Below are 17138 nucleotides of genomic sequence, written 5' to 3'. Positions count from 1 at the left end.
AATATGAATGCATTCAAGAAGGCGGAAATAAAGCGATACTTCCATTTAAAGGCATCAAGACAGATAGCAAAGGCTATACAAAAAAGACGTTCAGAAGTAGCGAGAGAGAATGCAAAAACTGTCCATTAAGGGAACAATGCTGTGGCAAAGTGAGCAAGTTTAAAAAGCTAGATGAGAGCATTCACAAACCCTTGTATGATAAGATGCATCAAAAACTCACCAACAACAAAGCCTATCATCGCAGGTTGGTAAAGCGTCGAAGTTCGACAGTTGAACCTGTGCTGGGAACGCTCATCAACCATCACAACATGAAACGAATCAACAGTCGGGGAATGGCACAAGCCAATAAACATGTATTGATGGCAGCGCTAACCTACAACCTGAAAAAATACCTAAAATTCGTGCGTAAAACACCTCGAATCATAGCCCTAAAAATGACCGTAATGAAAGGACTATGTTGTTTCCTCCAAAAACAACACTTTAGCCATCAAAATAGGGGATATAAGCTATCCTAAAAATCCGGCAACAAAACTCTGGACAACAATAAACCTCGCTTAAAACAGCTTAAACGAGGTCAAGAATTTTTGTTTTCAATAAAATTTGGAGTTGTGCAACAGTTACCCTTGTTAACTGCAGTATTTTTTAGTAAGAAATTTTGATTATTTCTCCTTGTTTCTTTAGTATAATAAGATTTTCGGGAATTTCTCCATTAATTTCTTGGTTAGGGTATAAATGATACATTCCGAAATTTTTTGCATCAATTTTGACTTTTTCATTTTCGGCATTCATATAAATCCACGGATTTACAAAAGCCCAATCAATGTTTTTGATTTTGCTTAAATCTTCCAAATCACCTGTATCTCCAGAAAAATAAATTTTCTTGCCGTGCCAAGTAATTAGATATGAATAATGTTTGAACGTAAATTTATGAGATGTTTTAAATTCTTGTATTGAAAAATCATTTGTAGAACTATTCAATTCTTTAAGTTTGTCAGTATTCCAGTTTCCGTAAACATTTCCAGCAAATTCTCTTTTCATTTTTCTGACAAGTTTTTTTGAGTAATGGTCAGAGTGTCGATGAGTAAATAGAAAGACAGCATTTTCTTTTATGTTTTTCAGTTCGGACTCGTCATATTTCATATACTTGTGTGCTCCAGATTTGTAAGGAAAATCAACATATAGGTTTAAATTTCCATCCGTTAAGTAAAGTCCACAGTTCCCAATAAATTTGATTTTAATTTCGTTTGATTGACTGAATCCAGAATTAGAGAAGCAAATAATTGTAATAATCAATAAGATTTTTGTAAATATTTTTTTCATTTTGTAATATATTTTAGCTAAAAGGTGATATTGTAATTTCTCCAAATTCCCAATTTGTGATAAATCCAACAGCTATAAAAAGCAAAATCATCATTTCGACAAAAATTAAAGCAAAAAACAAGAAAATTCTATAAGTAAATCCTAATTTGGAATAATTATCACCAAATGCATTAAAATATCCATAACCAATGTATAAAAATATTAAAGAAGTAATTGAAATACTAATAACATTAGAAACTGTGTTGCTGAATTCAATGAGCAAATCCAAGTAAAAAATTGCATTTCCAAATGTGGATAATAATAAAACTCCTAACAAAATCATTCCTGCAATTATGGAATGTTCACTTAAATTTAATTTTTTTCTTCTGAAAAGAATATAACTGTTTAATGCGGCAAATGGTACAAAAAGGAAGATAACAATTTTACTTTTTTGAGCAAAAATATTATCTATCGTTTTACTTGCTTCATTCAAATCCGTTATGTCTTTAACATATCCTCTTCCTTGCTCTATAATTATTTCACTGTAATAATGTCTTAGAAATAACATCAAACCAATGGTCAGTAAAATGAGTAAAAAAACGTTATAATAAGGTTTTCGCTTTCCTGAAATATAGTCGATAGCTGCTTTTCCGGGACGGATTAAAGCCTGTTTTGCTGTATAAAAAATTCCTTTTTCAATATGGAATGTTCCGTGTAAAACATCGTGAAAAATAAAATTTATAAATGTAATGCGGTGCGTATCGGCTTTTTGTCCACATCGCGAACAATATTTGTCTGTCAGTTCTTTTCCGCAATTAAGGCAATTTTTGTTTTTCATTTATTTATCCACGCAGTTTTTTAAATATTGCAGTTAACGTTTCGGGCCTTGGCGACAGTGCGGGCTTGAATTGAGCGAAAGTTCAATTCAGACCGAGACGTAGCCAAAGCTGTGAGCCTTTTGGTAAATTTAATAAAAAAACAAAAGCAAACAGCTTTTGACGGATAAAAAGGAGAGAAGTTCAATTTTGCACTTGACCCCGCATTTTGCCAATGCACTGTTAGCTGTAGTCTTATTTATTTCAGTTTTAATTTCATCATAATATCAGTCTGTTCATCATTTCCAAGTTTGAAAATATGTTTGTCAAACTCTACAAAACCGTTTTTCTTGTAAAAATTTATTGCTCTCGGGTTTTCCTCCCAAACGCCTAACCAAACGAAGTCGGAATTTTTCTGTCTGGCGACTTCAATTGCTTTGTCATACAGAAGTTGTCCAACACTTTTTCCGTGGAAGTTTTTCAAAACATAAATTCTTTCAATTTCAAGTCCTTTGTCGTCTTGAAGTTCAGTTTGTGATTTTCCAAAATTTAGTTTTAGGTAACCAATTACATTGTCGTTATGTGTCGCAAAATAAAACTCTGCGTTCTTGTCGTTAAGTTCAGTTGTCAATTTGTCGATAGAAAAACCTTCGTTTAAATATTTCGTCATATTTTCTTCGGTATTTCCTGCTGAAAATGTTTCATAAAAAGTTTGTCTGCCAATTTTCTGTAATTGGTCAATGTCGTCAAGCGTTACCTTTTTAATTTTAAATTCTGTCATTTCTTTCGTTTGCTATTTCGTCTTTTAAGGTTGCCACTAACGGTTCGGCAGCTTGGCGAAGGAGCGGAAAATCGAAGACGGAAACTTCGATTTTGCACGAACGTAGCCAATGCTGTGAGCCGTTGGCTAAATTACAAAAAATGCCAATGCAAACAGCATTGGCGGCATACGAAGACGGAACTTTCAACTTAGACGGAACTCCGCTCTTTTGCCAAACTGCTTGTTATATGCCGTTTTTCTTTTTTAGTATGGTCTGCCTGTTCACCGTTAGCTTCTTTTTTCTGTTTTTCTTATACACGATTGTAAATAGTATGGCAGTTAAAATAGTCAAACCTCTAAAAAGGTTTGCTTTTACATCGCCTAATGCTGAATTATCCACTTCAAATAAATGCCAAGAAAGGTTCATTAAAGTATGTGTAAAAATGGGAACCCATAAATTGTAATTCCATTCTACATACAGCCAGGCGAAAAAGACAGCACCAAAGAAAGTTATTGCGAAAATTCCGAATAATTCACTTATGTTTTGACTCTGATATAAATGTCCCGAAGCAAAAATTAACGCACCAAAAAATATAGCAGGAATAAAGCCAAAATTTGTTTTTCGGAATAGCTGTCCAAATAGGAATCCTCTAAAATAAAGTTCTTCCATAAAACCTGCAACAATAGTCCCTGCAATTAAATTTTCAATATCAATTTGCTGGCTAAATTTGAAAAAAGACAATCCGCCTAAAAACATAGGTAATGTAAACAGAATACTTGTCCACACGGCAGTTAAAATGTTTGCCGAAAGTCCAAAGCTTTTAATAATAGAAGTCCTTTTGTCGATTAGAAATGTTCCTAAGAAAATTGGTATTCCCACTATTAAATACGACAATATATAGCTAATCAAGCCTTGTTGAGTTATTTTGTCAATTTCAATTTTTATTGATTTAAAATTTGAAAAGAGCAAATAGTATGTCGCAAAACTTATAAAAATGAGAAGAATTATTTTTAATGTCTGATTTGGCTTCATTTTTTAGTTCGGTCAAGGTTCGGATTGGATAAAACGTTTCGAGGCTTTGCGTAGTGCGGGATTTCAAGTCACTTCACTTTCCGTACAGCAGTTAGTTTATTCAATGTAATTACTTTCATATCAGCACTTTCGCCCGCATTACGTATAGCCATTGTTGTGTGCCCGTGCTTTTTCTTTTTCTGTCCGTGCGTTGGGGCAGACACACTCTTTGACAAGCTTTGGATTGAGCATTGGCTTTGAGCGGCTTGGCAATGTGTGTGGCTGTGAAGCGTGGGCTTTATGTCTTAAAGTTTCTGTCATTACGCTACTTTCTGATTGTAAAGATGTTCTTGAAATTCTATAAACAGTCTGCTGATGTTTGCAACGTCTCCCAAAATTTCTTTTGCGTCCTCCAATGATTGATACTTGTTTGTCAGCAAGATTGGAAGTTTCTCTTGGTCGAGTTCGTCAACTCCTGTTTCAATGTATTTGCTCAATACGAATGCGATAAATTCTCTTTGTTGGTCGTTGAGCAAGGCAAATATTGTTGCTTCAGCCGCTTTCGCTCTAGACTCTCTTGTCATTGCAATATAATCACCGTTAAAGACATATTCCAAAACGTCATATAAGTCACTATTTTCCATATTAACCAGCTTCTGTAAAGTAACTAAATCTGATTTCGGAAAACCTACCTCCTCAAGTTTTTCTAATAAGGTTCTTCGGGTTATAGGGTTACTCCAGAGTTTGCGTAATTCTTCTTCGTCTTTAAAGAGCTTTGGTAATTCACCAAAAAGATTGTTTAAAAACTCTTCTGCTGAAACAGGCTTCCCATCAGCACTCCAAAATGAGGTAGAAACCATGTGTTGTATTTCTCTCTCCTTACCGTTTTTCAGTTTTATCTTTACTTTCTTCTTGCAAATACAAGGTCGTTGACCGCATTTCTCACAAGGTGCTGCTGGCTCTTTTTCGCAAACACATGGACGCTTACCACAAACAAGACAGGGTTTAGGTGGTGTGTATTCACACTCACACGGGTTCTGACCACATGTTTTACAAGTTTCTTCTTGTACAGGCTCACCATCCCATTCAGGGTCAGAGAAGTGTTTATAAGCATCTACAAAATCGTAAATGGTGAAAAACTCTTTACCATCAAATAAGCGTGTACCACGACCAACAATTTGTTTGAACTCAATCATGGAGTTTACTGGACGAAGCAATACGATATTGCGAATGTTCCTTGCATCGACTCCTGTAGATAGTTTTTGTGAAGTGGTTAAAATAGTCGGAATTGTTTTTTCGTTGTCTTGAAATTCTCTAAGCATTCTTTCGCCTTCTTCACCATCATTGGCAGTAACACGAACACAATAAAAAGGGTCTTTGTTTTTGGCATTCTGATTGACCAAGTCTCTCACCAATGCAGCATGTGCTTGATTAGCACAAAAAATAATAGCCTTTTGATTTTGGTTAGCTTCATCTAAAAATATGTTTACCCGCTTGGCTTCTCGCTCTACAATTTCAATCGTGCGGTTAAAGTCTTTTTCTTCATACAATTTGCCTTCTTCAATTTCTCCTTCTACAATCGTATCATCAGAAGTGTAGCGGTAATCATCCAAAGTAGTTTTGATTCGTTTTACTTTGAATGGCGTTAAGAAACCGTCATTGATTCCTTCTTTAAGCGAATAGATGTAAACGGGTTCACCAAAGTATTTGTAAGTATCAACATTGTCCTTTCGCTTGGGTGTGGCGGTTAAACCCAATTGCACTGCCGGACTGAAATATTCTAAAATGCTTCTCCAATTGCTTTCGTCATTGGCTCCGCCTCGGTGACACTCGTCAATGATGATGAAATCGAAATAATCTTCTGGGTAATCTCCAAAGTAGGGTGCAGGTTTTCCCTCTGCATCCGTGCCACTCATAAAAGTTTGAAAAATGGTAAAGAAAATACTCCCATTGGTGGGTACTCTACCTTTTTTCTTTATCTCATTCGGCTTAATTCTTACCAAAGCATCTTCGGGAAATGCTGAAAAAGAATTGAAAGCTTGGTCAGCTAATATGTTTCTATCGGCTAAAAATAATATTCTGGGTCTTCTGGCTGGTTCGTTGGGGCGGAGGGCTTGTTGAACCGTCCAACGGGTTTGAAACAGTTTCCATGCAATTTGAAAGGCAATGGCGGTTTTACCCGTTCCTGTAGCCAGGGTAAGTAAAATGCGGTCTTTTCCACTTGCCAATGCTTCCAAAGTGTTTTTTACGGCTATTTCTTGATAGTAGCGCAACTGCCATGTACCACCTTTATCTTCAAACGGAACATTGGCAAACTTTTCTCTCCACTCGTTTTGTTCAGCAAATGTTTTGTTCCAAAGTTCTTCAGGGCTTAAAAAATCTGAAACCAAGCCTTCCTCACCTGTTTTCATACAGATTTGGTAAATCTCTTTTCCGTTGGTGCTGTAAGTAGTGTCTAATTGAAGTTTTTCCGCATACTTTTTAGCTTGCATTACACCTTCGCCAACTTCCAATTCATCACTTTTGGCTTCTATTACAGCCAACTTAATGTCTTTGTAAACCAACACATAATCGGCAATTTCACGCCTACCACGACCACCACCTGTTTGAATCTTACCCGCCGTAATCTGGTATTCACGAAGGACTTTTGAGCCTTCCACAACGCCCCAACCACAAGCCCTTAGCTTGGGGTCTATAAGTTCCGCTCTGGTTTCTGCTTCGTTCATAATTTCTCTTTTATCAAATGACCATCAAATAAAATCGGGCTGCCAATCACATAACCATCACATGAAAAAGCATTGATTATCAATGGGTTGAATTGATTATTGGCGCCACCTATCACATAACCATCACATAAGAATTCAGAGGTGGTCAAATAACCATCAAAAAAGGTTTTAAGCCCAAAATGGTATGTAACTGGCATATTTTCTTGATTTACTGTCTGGATCATCTTCTTTAATTACTTTATCATCAATGGCATCTCGAATAATGCGGGAAGCAATTGAATAGTTATGGTCTTCAATTTTGAATCGTTCTCTTAAACTTTGGTTTGTCATCTTCTCGTTTGACACATATTTCAAACAAGCGTGTTGATAGCAGGCTCTGATTTTTTCTTTTTTGTCTAAGTTATTCAAAGTTTTGTAACAATACATTGTAACACGAGTTCTATTCTCTGCAACTACCACATTGATGGCGGGCAGTTGATACAATTCATTATAAAAAATCACCTTATCTAAACCACTGCCTTTTTCTTCGCAAAAACCCATTCTTCGCATTAGGTCTGCTAATTTTTCATTGCGTGATAAATAAGCATCAATAAATCGATCGGGTGTAACCAATGGTGTTCCTGGATTGGAAATTTCAATTCTATCAGAGAAAATCTCAACCATTGGGAAACCTTTTACGGTTAAATCCTGATGGATAAGTGCATTGGCAACTAATTCTCTGATGGCGATTTCAGGATACATTCGGGTTTCTTTTCTCAATGCTTTTCCAATCTCTTCATTGGCGGGCAATTGACTGTTTATCCAATCTACTAAACCTTCAAAACCTAAAGCATAACCTTTGGCTCCAATTTGTTCCCGTTCGGTTTCAACTTTGTTTTTACCTTTGTAAACGATTACTCTTACCGATTTACGTTCTACACTTTCAAAGTCTTTCAATTGCTTGGCAAAAAGCAAAGCCCCTAATTTGGTAATTGCATAACCATTATTTTTTACGACTAATCCTTCGTCCATAAATTTATCTATAACCCCTTGTTGATTAGATGGATATGGCAATTTTAACAAGTCAAAATAAGTTTCAGTGCTTAAATACTTGGTAATATCTGATGCACTTAGATTGCCTTTGGCGATTTCTTTTTCAAAAGGTATAGTGTCCTTCTTCCAAATTTTAGCTTGTTTCTCAGGAAACTCATTCAACTTTCTGGTGATGCTGCTTACACGGATGTATGCCTGATGCAGAAATTCAACAGGTTGGTTTTTAGTAGCAGGAATTACATAGATAGAAATATGCCGAGTTGGGTCATAATCAAACTCATAAACAGCAAAATCAATTCTTGGATTTAATCGGGTGAGTAGCCAATGTTCTAAATCTTCATTTCCTTTTTTGGCAGCTTTGGCTTTAAAGGTTGTGCCTTTAATAATTTGAGTTTTGTCTTCTACTCCAAATACCAAGTAACCGAACGGCTGATTGTGTATGCAAGCACCGTTGGATAAAGCAGAAATGCGTTCACCAATTTCTTCTGCTGAATGAAAATTGAGTTTAAACTCCACCCATTCACTTTCGTGTGGCTGTTTTACAAGCTCCTTTAATAGTTCTATCAATTGTTGTTCATTCATACCGCAACCGCCTTTTCAGTTTTCAATTCTCCTGCAAACGCCTTCTGCAAGATTGGTTTTTTTAGCTTCTCCAAATTATTAATTTTCTTTTGATACACCGCTTCCAACTTTTATATTTCTACATCGTTTCTTTTTCAAGGGATTCTCTCATTTTACCAAAGGATAATTCATCATAGTTATTCGCTAACTCAAAAACATCATATTCCACTGCTGCCCATTTTCCTTTTTTAAATTGAAAACAAAAAACCAATCGCTTAGCATCTTCCAATAAATTATTAAAAACAATTTCTATTTTATCGTTTGGTTGAAATTCCATGTCAATATCAAAGGCATCCCGCTCGTTTAACCGATTTGCCAAGGTATTTTGATCTAATTCAAAATTGGGTTGAAATAAATGATGTGGTATCATTGCCTCCCCAATAATTCCTAAATCTTTTTCCGGATTATGCCGATGCAATACCCAATAATGTGACAAATTTTCATAAGAGCTGTCCGAACAAGTACAAAATCTTATTTTATCCGATATTAAACACACGGTTCTTTAATTTTTGATTCAGTCAACTCCCCCTTAAATGCCTTCTGCAAAATACTCTTTTTCAACTCTTCCAAATCAGCTATTTTCTTTTGATACACCGCTTCCAGCTTTTGAGTTTCGGCTCGCAGGGCATCTAATTGGCGGACGATGGTTTGTTGGTCTTTGAGTGGTGGACAAGGAACAGGCATATTTTTCAAATCATTAATGGAAAGATTTGGCTGCATCAAAGTGTTAACGTGTTCCAAAACATATTTAGCCACACCACTTGTAGTCAAATAGAAATACAAGAAGTTCTGGTTAACTAACTTTTCATTCGGCACTAATGCAGCTACTCGCTGATTTACTAATGCTCCATCATAACTTGCTGGAACAACTGCAACTTTTAGACCTGCCGAAATGATTGTCCTTGTTAATGCAATTACGATATTCCCTTCTTTTACCTGAAAATCTTTTAAAGTTTCTTTGAATTTTTCAGGCAGATAGTTGTCAGCTTCTTCAACAAATTCTTTTACACCAACATTTGTGATTTTTACTGATTTAACAGTGTTTGTCGGTTTGAAATCCTTGCTAGCAAATGCATAACCATTTACAACCTTAGTAATTTCTTGAATAGTTTTCGTTTCCCAATTTCCATTCTCAAACACCCCCTGCAAATAGCTTTCAAAAAGTTCTTTGGCGTTTTTGAGGTTTTGTTCGGCATTGGCTTTTGCCTTCGCTATGGCGGCAAAGGCTTCATCTAAAATGGAAACAATGCGCTGTTGTTCGGGGAGGGGCGGGAGCGGAATCTGAAAAGATTTTAAATCAGTGGCTTTAAGATTGTTTATGTTAACGCCATCCGTGAGATTTGATATGTAATCTTTATATGTTTCTGAAGAAAGGCAATAGAACAAATATTTCGAGTCAATCTTCTCTGAAGGATTGATTTGTCCTATAAAGCCACCAAAAAAGAAGTTGGGATAATCATCATCTACCAAGGCGATTTTGCCAAGATGAGACTTACTTCCGCTTGAAAAGCAAATCAAAAGAGAGTCTTTTTTTAGAGCGTATACTGGCTTTATCTCTAAGTCTTCTCTTAAATATTTTAACTCATCAAAAATTAACTTTCCTGTGCCTAAATCAATGTTTGTAGCTCTAAGTACAACTTGATCCGAAATATCAACCGTATCTTTTCCTGAGTAAGTCAATCCACGCTGAACGTGACAAACACTTCCTAAATCTATTATTTCCCAACCTTCCTTCATATCAATTCCGAAATTGAGTTAAGAATTTCCGTACTTTCATCATCCAAGGCTTTTATCTCTTCCAAAATTTCTTGTGGTTTACGCAAAGGCGGTGCTTCGGGCGTATTGGGGTTCTTTACGCTCAAATCAAAAGTGTTTTGGTCTATGTCATTTATGTTTACCGTCCAAGAGTTTTCACTATCGGCAAAGGTTTTTTGCAATTCCACAAACTCCGCCAAATCTTTTTCGTTCAGTGGGTTGGTCTTGCCCAAATTTCGGTCAAGATTCAATTGGTAAAACCAAGTTTTTTGAGTAGGCTTCCCTTTTTCAAAAAACAACACTACTGTTTTTACCCCTGCTCCCGTAAAGGTTCCGCCTGGTAAATCCAAAACTGTGTGCAGGTTGCAGTTTTGTAAAAGTTCTTTCCGTAAAGCAATGCTGGCATTATCTGTATTGCTCAAAAATGTGTTTTTAATAACAATACCTGCTCTTCCGCCTGCTCTCAATATTTTAATGAAATGTTGCAAAAACAGAGATGCAGTTTCACCTGTTTTGATGGGAAAGTTCTGTTGCACTTCTGCACGTTCTTTCCCTCCAAAGGGTGGATTGGCAAGCACCACATCATAGCGGTCTTTTTCTTGTATGTCGGCTATGTTTTCTGCAAGTGTATTGGTATGGACGATGTTGGGAGCTTCCACGCCGTGCAAAATCATATTCATCGTACCTATGATATACGCCAAAGATTTTTTCTCTTTTCCGTAGAAAGTTCGTTTTTGTAGAGTTTCCCAATCTTTGGAAGAGAGTCCAGGTTTGTTCATATAAGCAAAAGCCTCACACAAGAATCCTGCACTACCTGATGCTCCATCATAAACCGTTTCGCCAATCTTAGGGTCAACGACTTTTACAATCGTTGTAATCAGTGGACGTGGTGTGTAGTATTCACCACCATTTCGTCCAGCATTTCCCATATTTTTAATTTTATCTTCGTAAAGATGGCTCATTTCGTGCTTTTCTGCGTGGGTTCGGAAACGTAATTCGTCAATGAGATTAATCACTTCACGCAAATTGTAGCCACTTTGTAAACGGTTTTTCAGTTCGCTGAAAATTTCACCAATTTTATATTCAATTGTATCGGCACTTTCGGCACTCAACTTAAATTGTTTGAGGTACGGAAAGAGTTTATTGTTTACAAAATCCAATAGGTCATCGCCTGTAAGGGCATTATAGTCTATTTTACCATCGGCTAATTTCGGAGCTGCCCAAACGCTCCATTGATATTCCCGGTTGATTATAGGCGTATAATCCTTACCTGTGAGTTCAGCTGCTGTAGCACGGTCTTTCTCCAAGTCATCCAAATACTTGAGGAACAAAATCCATGAAGTTTGTTCGATATAATCCAATTCACTACCACATCCAGCATCTTTGTGAAGAATATCGTCAATATTTTTAAAAGTCTGTTCGAACATTATTTATTTCTGTTTTTATCAATTTGTAAAGTTATCATTCTTGTCGGTGCGTTGGCAAAATTCAAGCTCTTTTGGTTTTTCAGCGTTGGCTTTGCGTGTCGGCAAAGACCAAATGTGCTTGAATGTGTGTTGGCTTTCTTTGCATGGCACACAACGGTTTCGGGCTTTGCGATGGTGGGGCAATCTAAGCACAAATCTTCAATTTTGCACAAGAGTTCAATCGAAGAACTGCCGTTGAACTTTGCAGTTTCGCCCCACTATTGCAAAACCCTTGTTACAGGCAGTGCTATTTAAGTTTTTCAATTACTTGTTTTTCCATTGTCTTTTTGTACTGTTTTCTCAGATATTTTAAAGTTTGCCACTTTTGAATATTTCCGTCTTCACTTAAGGTTACATTTATAATTTCAATTTTAGTTCTGTTTTCTTTTGGTTCATATAAAGTGTATTTGACATTGAGAATTGTGTCAATAGGTTTTGAATTGTCATCGTAAATAACAATATTATCTGTTTGATAATATGGAATATTTCTTGACCTATATTTTTTAATAGTTGTGCTGTCTTCTAAATTTTTGTAAAAGTCAACATTATAACCTAAAGATTTTATCATTTCTATGGTTTCTTCTTTAGTTTTTTTAATCGTATATTCTTCTCCGATGTAAATTGTCCCTTTTGGGATTTCAACAGGTGGCGGCATTGAAGTTGCACAAATCGCAAAAAATGAAAGAGAAGCAACTCCAATCTTACTGAACTTTAATAGTTTACTAGAATTAAAAGTTAGTTTTCTGTCTTGATTGATGATTTTATGTGCAATAGGCAACACAATTAAAGCCCAATAATCGGAATAGTCAATTGCTCTTTGAACTTTCAAAGGAAGTATTTGATTTATTGTTTCAATGATTGGTGTGACAATAGGTGTCTTCCAAATTATAAATAAAATTGCTGTTGCAATTGAAATCCATTTTTTTGTGTTGGGAAAAATGTAAGCAATAAAAATTGGAAATACAATAAGTCCTACAAAGTCAGAAATTTTTCCTGTCAATATGTTTGAAAAAGTCTGTTTTAAATAGAAGTCATTAAGTAATAATGTCATTAAACAGACTATGAAAATTGGATTTAAAATTTGATTTTTATTTTTCATTTTGTTTTGTGAGATGTTCAGAAAGCATTGCCTGTAACGTGCCGCGTATTGGCGATAGTGGCGGATTAGAAAGCCAAAACTTTTAATTTTGCACTAAGCTAAGCAACAGCCTTTTTTTATTTTCTAAATTTATGAAAAAAGGAAATATAAAAGGCTGTTGCGACAAAAAAAGGAGAAACTTTCAATTTCTCCCTTAAACCGCCATTTAACTTCGTTGAGCTCCTTGCAGTCGGTTTGCCAATACGATGTTACACGCAGTATTAACCTTTTTTATATGTTGTAGTTTTCTTATCTCCAAGCTTAGAAATTAATCCGCTTTCAACAGCATTTTTTAAATCACGACTTGCTGTAGCAGAAGAAATATCTTTAAAATAATTCATATAATCTTTTCGAGTAAAGTCACTAGTACAATTTTCTAAGAAAATTAGAATTCTATCTTTATCTGTTAATTTTTTTGTTGAATTTTGAAGCAATTCTTCTAAGGATCTTTCAATAATCTTCAACATATATTCAATAAACTTTGTAGACTTTCCTTCTTTATCAGAAAGTGATAAAGCGTTATAATAGTCGTTCTGATTTTTTGAAATTAAGGTTTCAAATGGTAAAAACTCAAAAATAGGATAGTCTTGCAGTAAAATTAATGTTTGCCACAACCTTCCCATTCTTCCATTTCCATCTAAAAAAGGATGAATAAATTCCATTTCATAATGAAAAACACAACTTTTGATTAAAGTTAATTCATTCTTATCTTTCAGATATTCAAACAAATTTTTCATCAAATAAGGTACGTTTTCGTGTGGCGGAGCAATGTGTTCCACTTTCGAACCTTTTACGATTCCAACACTTTGATTTCTATATTTGCCAGGCTCTTTGATTAATTTTTGCAATAATAATTTATGCGCTTTTAAAAAATCTTTTTCCCTCTCTGGTTTTAGTTTATTAATGTTTTTGTAAACTTCTAAGGCATTTAAAACTTCCAAAATATCTTTTTCGGGACCAACAACTCTTTTATTTTCTAAAATGGCTGTAATCTGTTCTTCTGTCAAGGTATTACCTTCAATACTTAATGAAGAATGAATGGTTTTAATTTGATTCTGTTTTCTTAAAGTTGGATTCGTTTTGATTAAATATTTTGCATTTACTTCTCCAATTTTTTCTGAAATAGAAGTAATATATTTTAAAATTTCTGCTGTTATTTCGTAAGGAGGTTTCATTTTGTGATACTATCATTTGATACTATCACAAATTTAAAATTAATATTTGAATTTAAGCGTAAAGTTTGGGAAATATTGCCTATAACGGTTTGGGGCTTTGCGTTCGGGCGGGATTTTCAGCAGAAAATTCCAAGCGAGCGACAAAGCTCAAATTTACGAAAAAGTGTCGAACGGGAAAGTTCGACCCGCCTGACGCAAAACCTTTGTTGGCAAATCGTTTTTATTTCCGTTTTCAATTCTCATCAGTTTTTCAATAGTCTATAGTTTGGTTTTGTCTGCTTTTTAGGTAGTGATTCAGTCCGATGGTTCTTTTTTTATTTTTCTGGTTTTTGATGAAATAATAGTGGCTTTCTAATATATGAAGCGAAAATAGTCGCCATAAGAATAAGAATTACAATTTCAGATGGTTTTCCTTTATACATATGGATTAGAACAATAAAAGTCATATACAACACTAGCATTGATGTTCCAATCAGTATTGTTTTGTTGTATAAGAAAAGAGTCGTACCAATTAAAATAAAAACTCCAGCTGTAATCATTACGGTACTACTTTCTACTACTTTTCCAGTTTGGTCGTGATTAATTAATTTGTCCAAGGCATTTGGAATATAAAACAATATTATTGCTAATGTAGGCAACCATATCAATATTCTACTCAATGTACTTTCTATTCCTGTTTTTTTCTGTTCAGTCATAATTTAATTTTTATTCGTTCGGTTTTTCTAAAATGTTTGCCAACGGTCTCGGCTATGAACAGTTGCGTGGGTTAGCACGGACTTTTGCAAGTACACGCCAAGCTGAAAATTCCGCAGGAATTTTCAGGATAAGCCTGTAATAGCAATTGTTTATAGCCAATGTTGTGCATAGTTTTTTAGTTAAATTTCGATTTTATTTTATTCCAGAATGAGCTTTTTTCAACGGAAAGTTTATTAATGGATTCAGCTATTTTTTCCACTTGTCGTGTCTCGTGATTCCAGAAATATAGTTCGTTAGTTAAATTTCCATTTCCGTTATGAGTCAAGATTAGTTGATTTCCAAATCCGTCCGCTCCGATTGCGATTCCATTTTCAGGAAACCCATTCCATTCACGAGCATTTTTTGTTTCAAGTCCAATATGATTACAAGTCCGACTTATTCTTTTTCGGTCAGATTTATCAAAGAAAGGATATAGTTCAAATTCAAACTTGCCCGAAATCAATAATTCTCCACCATTTGATTTTATCATTCGGTTTTTTAATTCAGATGGGAATTTCACATTCAATTCCGATTCTGTTTCTGTTATATATTTTTCTTCTAACGGGAATGGCATTTTTTTAATCAGATATTAAAAATGAAACAATTAGCATTGCATAAGCAGTCCAATAAAATGATTGAAATCCTTTTGTGATTATACTTTGTTTATCAGCTAACCAATTATTGTTTGGATTCTTACGAACCACCTCTTTCACTAATTTGGTAACAGCGTATTTATTCCAAACAAAAATTATTGCTCCTACAAATAAAATAAATGTGATTTTTTCTAAAACTCCCATTTTCTCAAATTATGCACAACGGGCCGCGGCTTTGCGATAGTGGCGGATTAGAATGCCTAAACTTTCAATTTTGCACTAACTTGAGCAACAGCTTTTTTATATTTACTAAAATAAGAAAAAAGGAAATATAAAAAAGCTGTTGCGAATAAAAATGCACAAACTTTCTATATTTCCCTTACCCCGCCATTTCGCAAAACCGATGTGCTTGTTGCACAACTAAATTAATAAAATTTTCTTATCTTACCGTATGCAAGGACGGAAGAAATTTACCCCCAAACTATTCTATCAAACCAGCTTAGAGAACTTGGTTCCAGAAAATGATACTTATCGACTTATTCAAAAAGAAATGGATTTCCATTATCTGTATGCTTCTACTTCCCATTATTACGGTAAGGAAGGTCAAGAAAGCATAGATCCAGTCGTGTTTTTTAAGATACTGCTGGTTGGTTATCTCAACAATATCAATAGTGATAGAGCCTTATTGCGCTACTGTGCAGACAGTTTAAGTATAAGATTGTTTTTGGGGTATGATTTAGATGAAGAATTACCTTGGCATTCGACCATTTCCCGGACTCGTCAATTGTATGGAGAAGAAGTGTTTTTAAGTTTATTTCAAGACATCTTACGCAAATGCGTTCAAAAAGGAATGGTACGCGGAAAGCGTCAATGTGTGGACAGTGCTTTTATCAAAGCCAATGCAAGTATGGATAGTTTGGTGGAGAAAGAAATCATAGCCGATGCGAAGACTTATACAGAAGAATTCAACACGCACTCTGACTATCAAGTTACCCCGCAAAAGCAGAAGGAAGTCGAACAACACCACGCTTGGAAGAAAGAAGCCTACCAAGGCATGCCCGGCCATAGAAAGACGGTTCAAATAGATGAAGATGGGGAAGAAATCCGTCCCAAGTTTTTAAGTAATCATACGCATTATTCGCCTACCGATCCCGATGCGAAAATCTCGACCAAACCAGGAAAACCACGTCAACTCAACTATGCAGGACAATTATCCGTAGACGATGCTCACCACGTGATAACAGGCGCCTGTGCCAGTACAGCAGGAAGCAAGGACAGTGCAATCTTTCATGAGATTATGAATCAAACCATCGAAAATTTAAATCAAAACGAAATAGAGTTAGACGAAGTGATAGCCGATGCAGGTTATAGCAGTGGAGAGAGCTTGCAGTATTGTGAGGATAATGAAATTGATGCTTGGATACCGAATTTTGGACAATATAAGCCCGATCGAGAAGGCTTTCTATACAACGCAGAGAAAGACCAATATGAATGCATTCAAGAAGGCGGAAATAAAGCGATACTTCCTTTTAAAGGAATCCGAACAGATAGCAAAGGCTATACAAAAAAGACGTTCAGAAGTAGCGAGAGTGATTGCAAAAACTGTCCACTAAGGGAGCATTGCTGTGGCAAAGTGAGTAAGTTTAAAAAACTAGACGAAAGCATTCACAAACCACTATATGACAAGATGCATGAAAAACTCACCCAAAACAAAGCCTATCATCGCAGGTTGGTAAAGCGTCGAAGTTCGACAGTTGAACCTGTGCTGGGAACGCTAATCAACCATCATAACATGAAACGAATCAACAGTCGGGGAATGGCACAAGCCAATAAACATGTATTGATGGCAGCGCTAACATACAACCTGAAAAAATACCTAAAATTCACCTGCAAAACACCGCAAATCATAGCCCTAAAAATGACCGTAATGAAAGGACTATGTTGTTTCCTCCAAAAACAACACTTTAGCCATCAAAATAGGGGATATAAGCTATCCTAAAAATCCGGCAAC

At 35.5% G+C, this 17138-nt stretch carries 17 protein-coding genes; 2 read left to right on the top strand and 15 right to left on the bottom strand.

What is annotated here, in order from left to right; translation table 11 throughout:
* Positions 1 to 515 (top strand): transposase (locus tag WBF63_RS00130; RefSeq protein ID WP_424367658.1); only part of this gene is annotated, 515 nt, incomplete at its 5' end.
* A gap of 127 nt (positions 516 to 642) precedes the next feature.
* Here the strand turns inward: WBF63_RS00130 and WBF63_RS00125 are convergent.
* From WBF63_RS00125 to WBF63_RS00055, 15 genes are all read right to left on the bottom strand, one after another.
* Positions 643 to 1320 carry an MBL fold metallo-hydrolase gene (locus WBF63_RS00125; RefSeq protein WP_424367657.1) on the bottom strand — a complete coding sequence of 226 codons (678 nt, stop codon included), beginning with the start codon at positions 1318 to 1320 and terminating at the stop codon, positions 643 to 645.
* A gap of 13 nt (positions 1321 to 1333) precedes the next feature.
* Positions 1334 to 2137, bottom strand: a complete 804-nt coding sequence (locus tag WBF63_RS00120; RefSeq protein WP_424367656.1) for a DUF3667 domain-containing protein — start codon at positions 2135 to 2137, stop codon at positions 1334 to 1336.
* 236 nt (positions 2138 to 2373) lie between these two features.
* The gene (locus tag WBF63_RS00115; protein WP_424367655.1) at positions 2374 to 2895 is read right to left on the bottom strand and encodes a GNAT family N-acetyltransferase; all 522 of its coding nucleotides are present in this window, start codon (positions 2893 to 2895) and stop codon (positions 2374 to 2376) included.
* Between the two features lie 223 nt (positions 2896 to 3118).
* Positions 3119 to 3907, bottom strand: a complete 789-nt coding sequence (locus WBF63_RS00110) for a lysostaphin resistance A-like protein (RefSeq protein WP_424367654.1) — start codon at positions 3905 to 3907, stop codon at positions 3119 to 3121.
* Positions 3908 to 4206: 299 nt separating this feature from the next.
* On the bottom strand, positions 4207 to 6612 hold the full coding sequence (gene hsdR, locus WBF63_RS00105; RefSeq protein ID WP_424367653.1) for an EcoAI/FtnUII family type I restriction enzme subunit R: 2406 nt from the start codon (positions 6610 to 6612) through the stop codon (positions 4207 to 4209).
* Entirely contained in the window at positions 6609 to 6809 is a 201-nt protein-coding gene (locus WBF63_RS00100; protein WP_424367652.1) for a hypothetical protein, read from the bottom strand. The genes hsdR and WBF63_RS00100 overlap by 4 nt, the downstream gene beginning before the upstream one ends.
* Positions 6781 to 8226: an ATP-binding protein gene (locus WBF63_RS00095; RefSeq protein ID WP_424367651.1), complete on the bottom strand. Its 1446-nt coding sequence runs from the start codon at positions 8224 to 8226 to the stop codon at positions 6781 to 6783. The genes WBF63_RS00100 and WBF63_RS00095 overlap by 29 nt, the downstream gene beginning before the upstream one ends.
* Before the next feature lie 118 nt (positions 8227 to 8344).
* Positions 8345 to 8701 carry a hypothetical protein gene (locus WBF63_RS00090; protein ID WP_424367650.1) on the bottom strand — a complete coding sequence of 119 codons (357 nt, stop codon included), beginning with the start codon at positions 8699 to 8701 and terminating at the stop codon, positions 8345 to 8347.
* Between the two features lie 50 nt (positions 8702 to 8751).
* Positions 8752 to 10002: a restriction endonuclease subunit S gene (locus tag WBF63_RS00085; protein ID WP_424367649.1), complete on the bottom strand. Its 1251-nt coding sequence runs from the start codon at positions 10000 to 10002 to the stop codon at positions 8752 to 8754.
* Positions 9999 to 11447: a type I restriction-modification system subunit M gene (locus tag WBF63_RS00080; RefSeq protein ID WP_424367648.1), complete on the bottom strand. Its 1449-nt coding sequence runs from the start codon at positions 11445 to 11447 to the stop codon at positions 9999 to 10001. Before WBF63_RS00080 ends, WBF63_RS00085 begins: the two co-directional genes overlap by 4 nt.
* Before the next feature lie 286 nt (positions 11448 to 11733).
* Entirely contained in the window at positions 11734 to 12585 is an 852-nt protein-coding gene (locus tag WBF63_RS00075; RefSeq protein ID WP_424367647.1) for a hypothetical protein, read from the bottom strand.
* Between the two features lie 260 nt (positions 12586 to 12845).
* Positions 12846 to 13799: a Fic family protein gene (locus tag WBF63_RS00070; protein ID WP_424367646.1), complete on the bottom strand. Its 954-nt coding sequence runs from the start codon at positions 13797 to 13799 to the stop codon at positions 12846 to 12848.
* A 314-nt stretch (positions 13800 to 14113) separates the two neighbouring features.
* Positions 14114 to 14494 (bottom strand): hypothetical protein, encoded by a 381-nt coding sequence (locus tag WBF63_RS00065; protein ID WP_424367645.1) that lies wholly within the window; start codon positions 14492 to 14494, stop codon positions 14114 to 14116.
* 176 nt (positions 14495 to 14670) lie between these two features.
* Positions 14671 to 15108, bottom strand: coding sequence for an SMI1/KNR4 family protein (locus WBF63_RS00060; RefSeq protein ID WP_424367644.1), 438 nt, complete (start codon positions 15106 to 15108; stop codon positions 14671 to 14673).
* A 4-nt stretch (positions 15109 to 15112) separates the two neighbouring features.
* Positions 15113 to 15331, bottom strand: coding sequence for a hypothetical protein (locus WBF63_RS00055; RefSeq protein WP_424367643.1), 219 nt, complete (start codon positions 15329 to 15331; stop codon positions 15113 to 15115).
* A gap of 247 nt (positions 15332 to 15578) precedes the next feature.
* Here WBF63_RS00055 and WBF63_RS00050 point away from each other — a divergent pair, with 247 nt between their 5' ends.
* Positions 15579 to 17126, top strand: coding sequence for an IS1182 family transposase (locus tag WBF63_RS00050; RefSeq protein WP_424367642.1), 1548 nt, complete (start codon positions 15579 to 15581; stop codon positions 17124 to 17126).
* Positions 17127 to 17138: the final 12 nt, after the last annotated feature.

Source organism: Moheibacter sp. (genome assembly GCF_049672845.1).
GTDB lineage: Bacteria > Bacteroidota > Bacteroidia > Flavobacteriales > Weeksellaceae > Moheibacter.
Note: the sequence above shows the minus strand (reverse complement) of the source record. Positions and strands in the feature narration are given on the sequence as shown.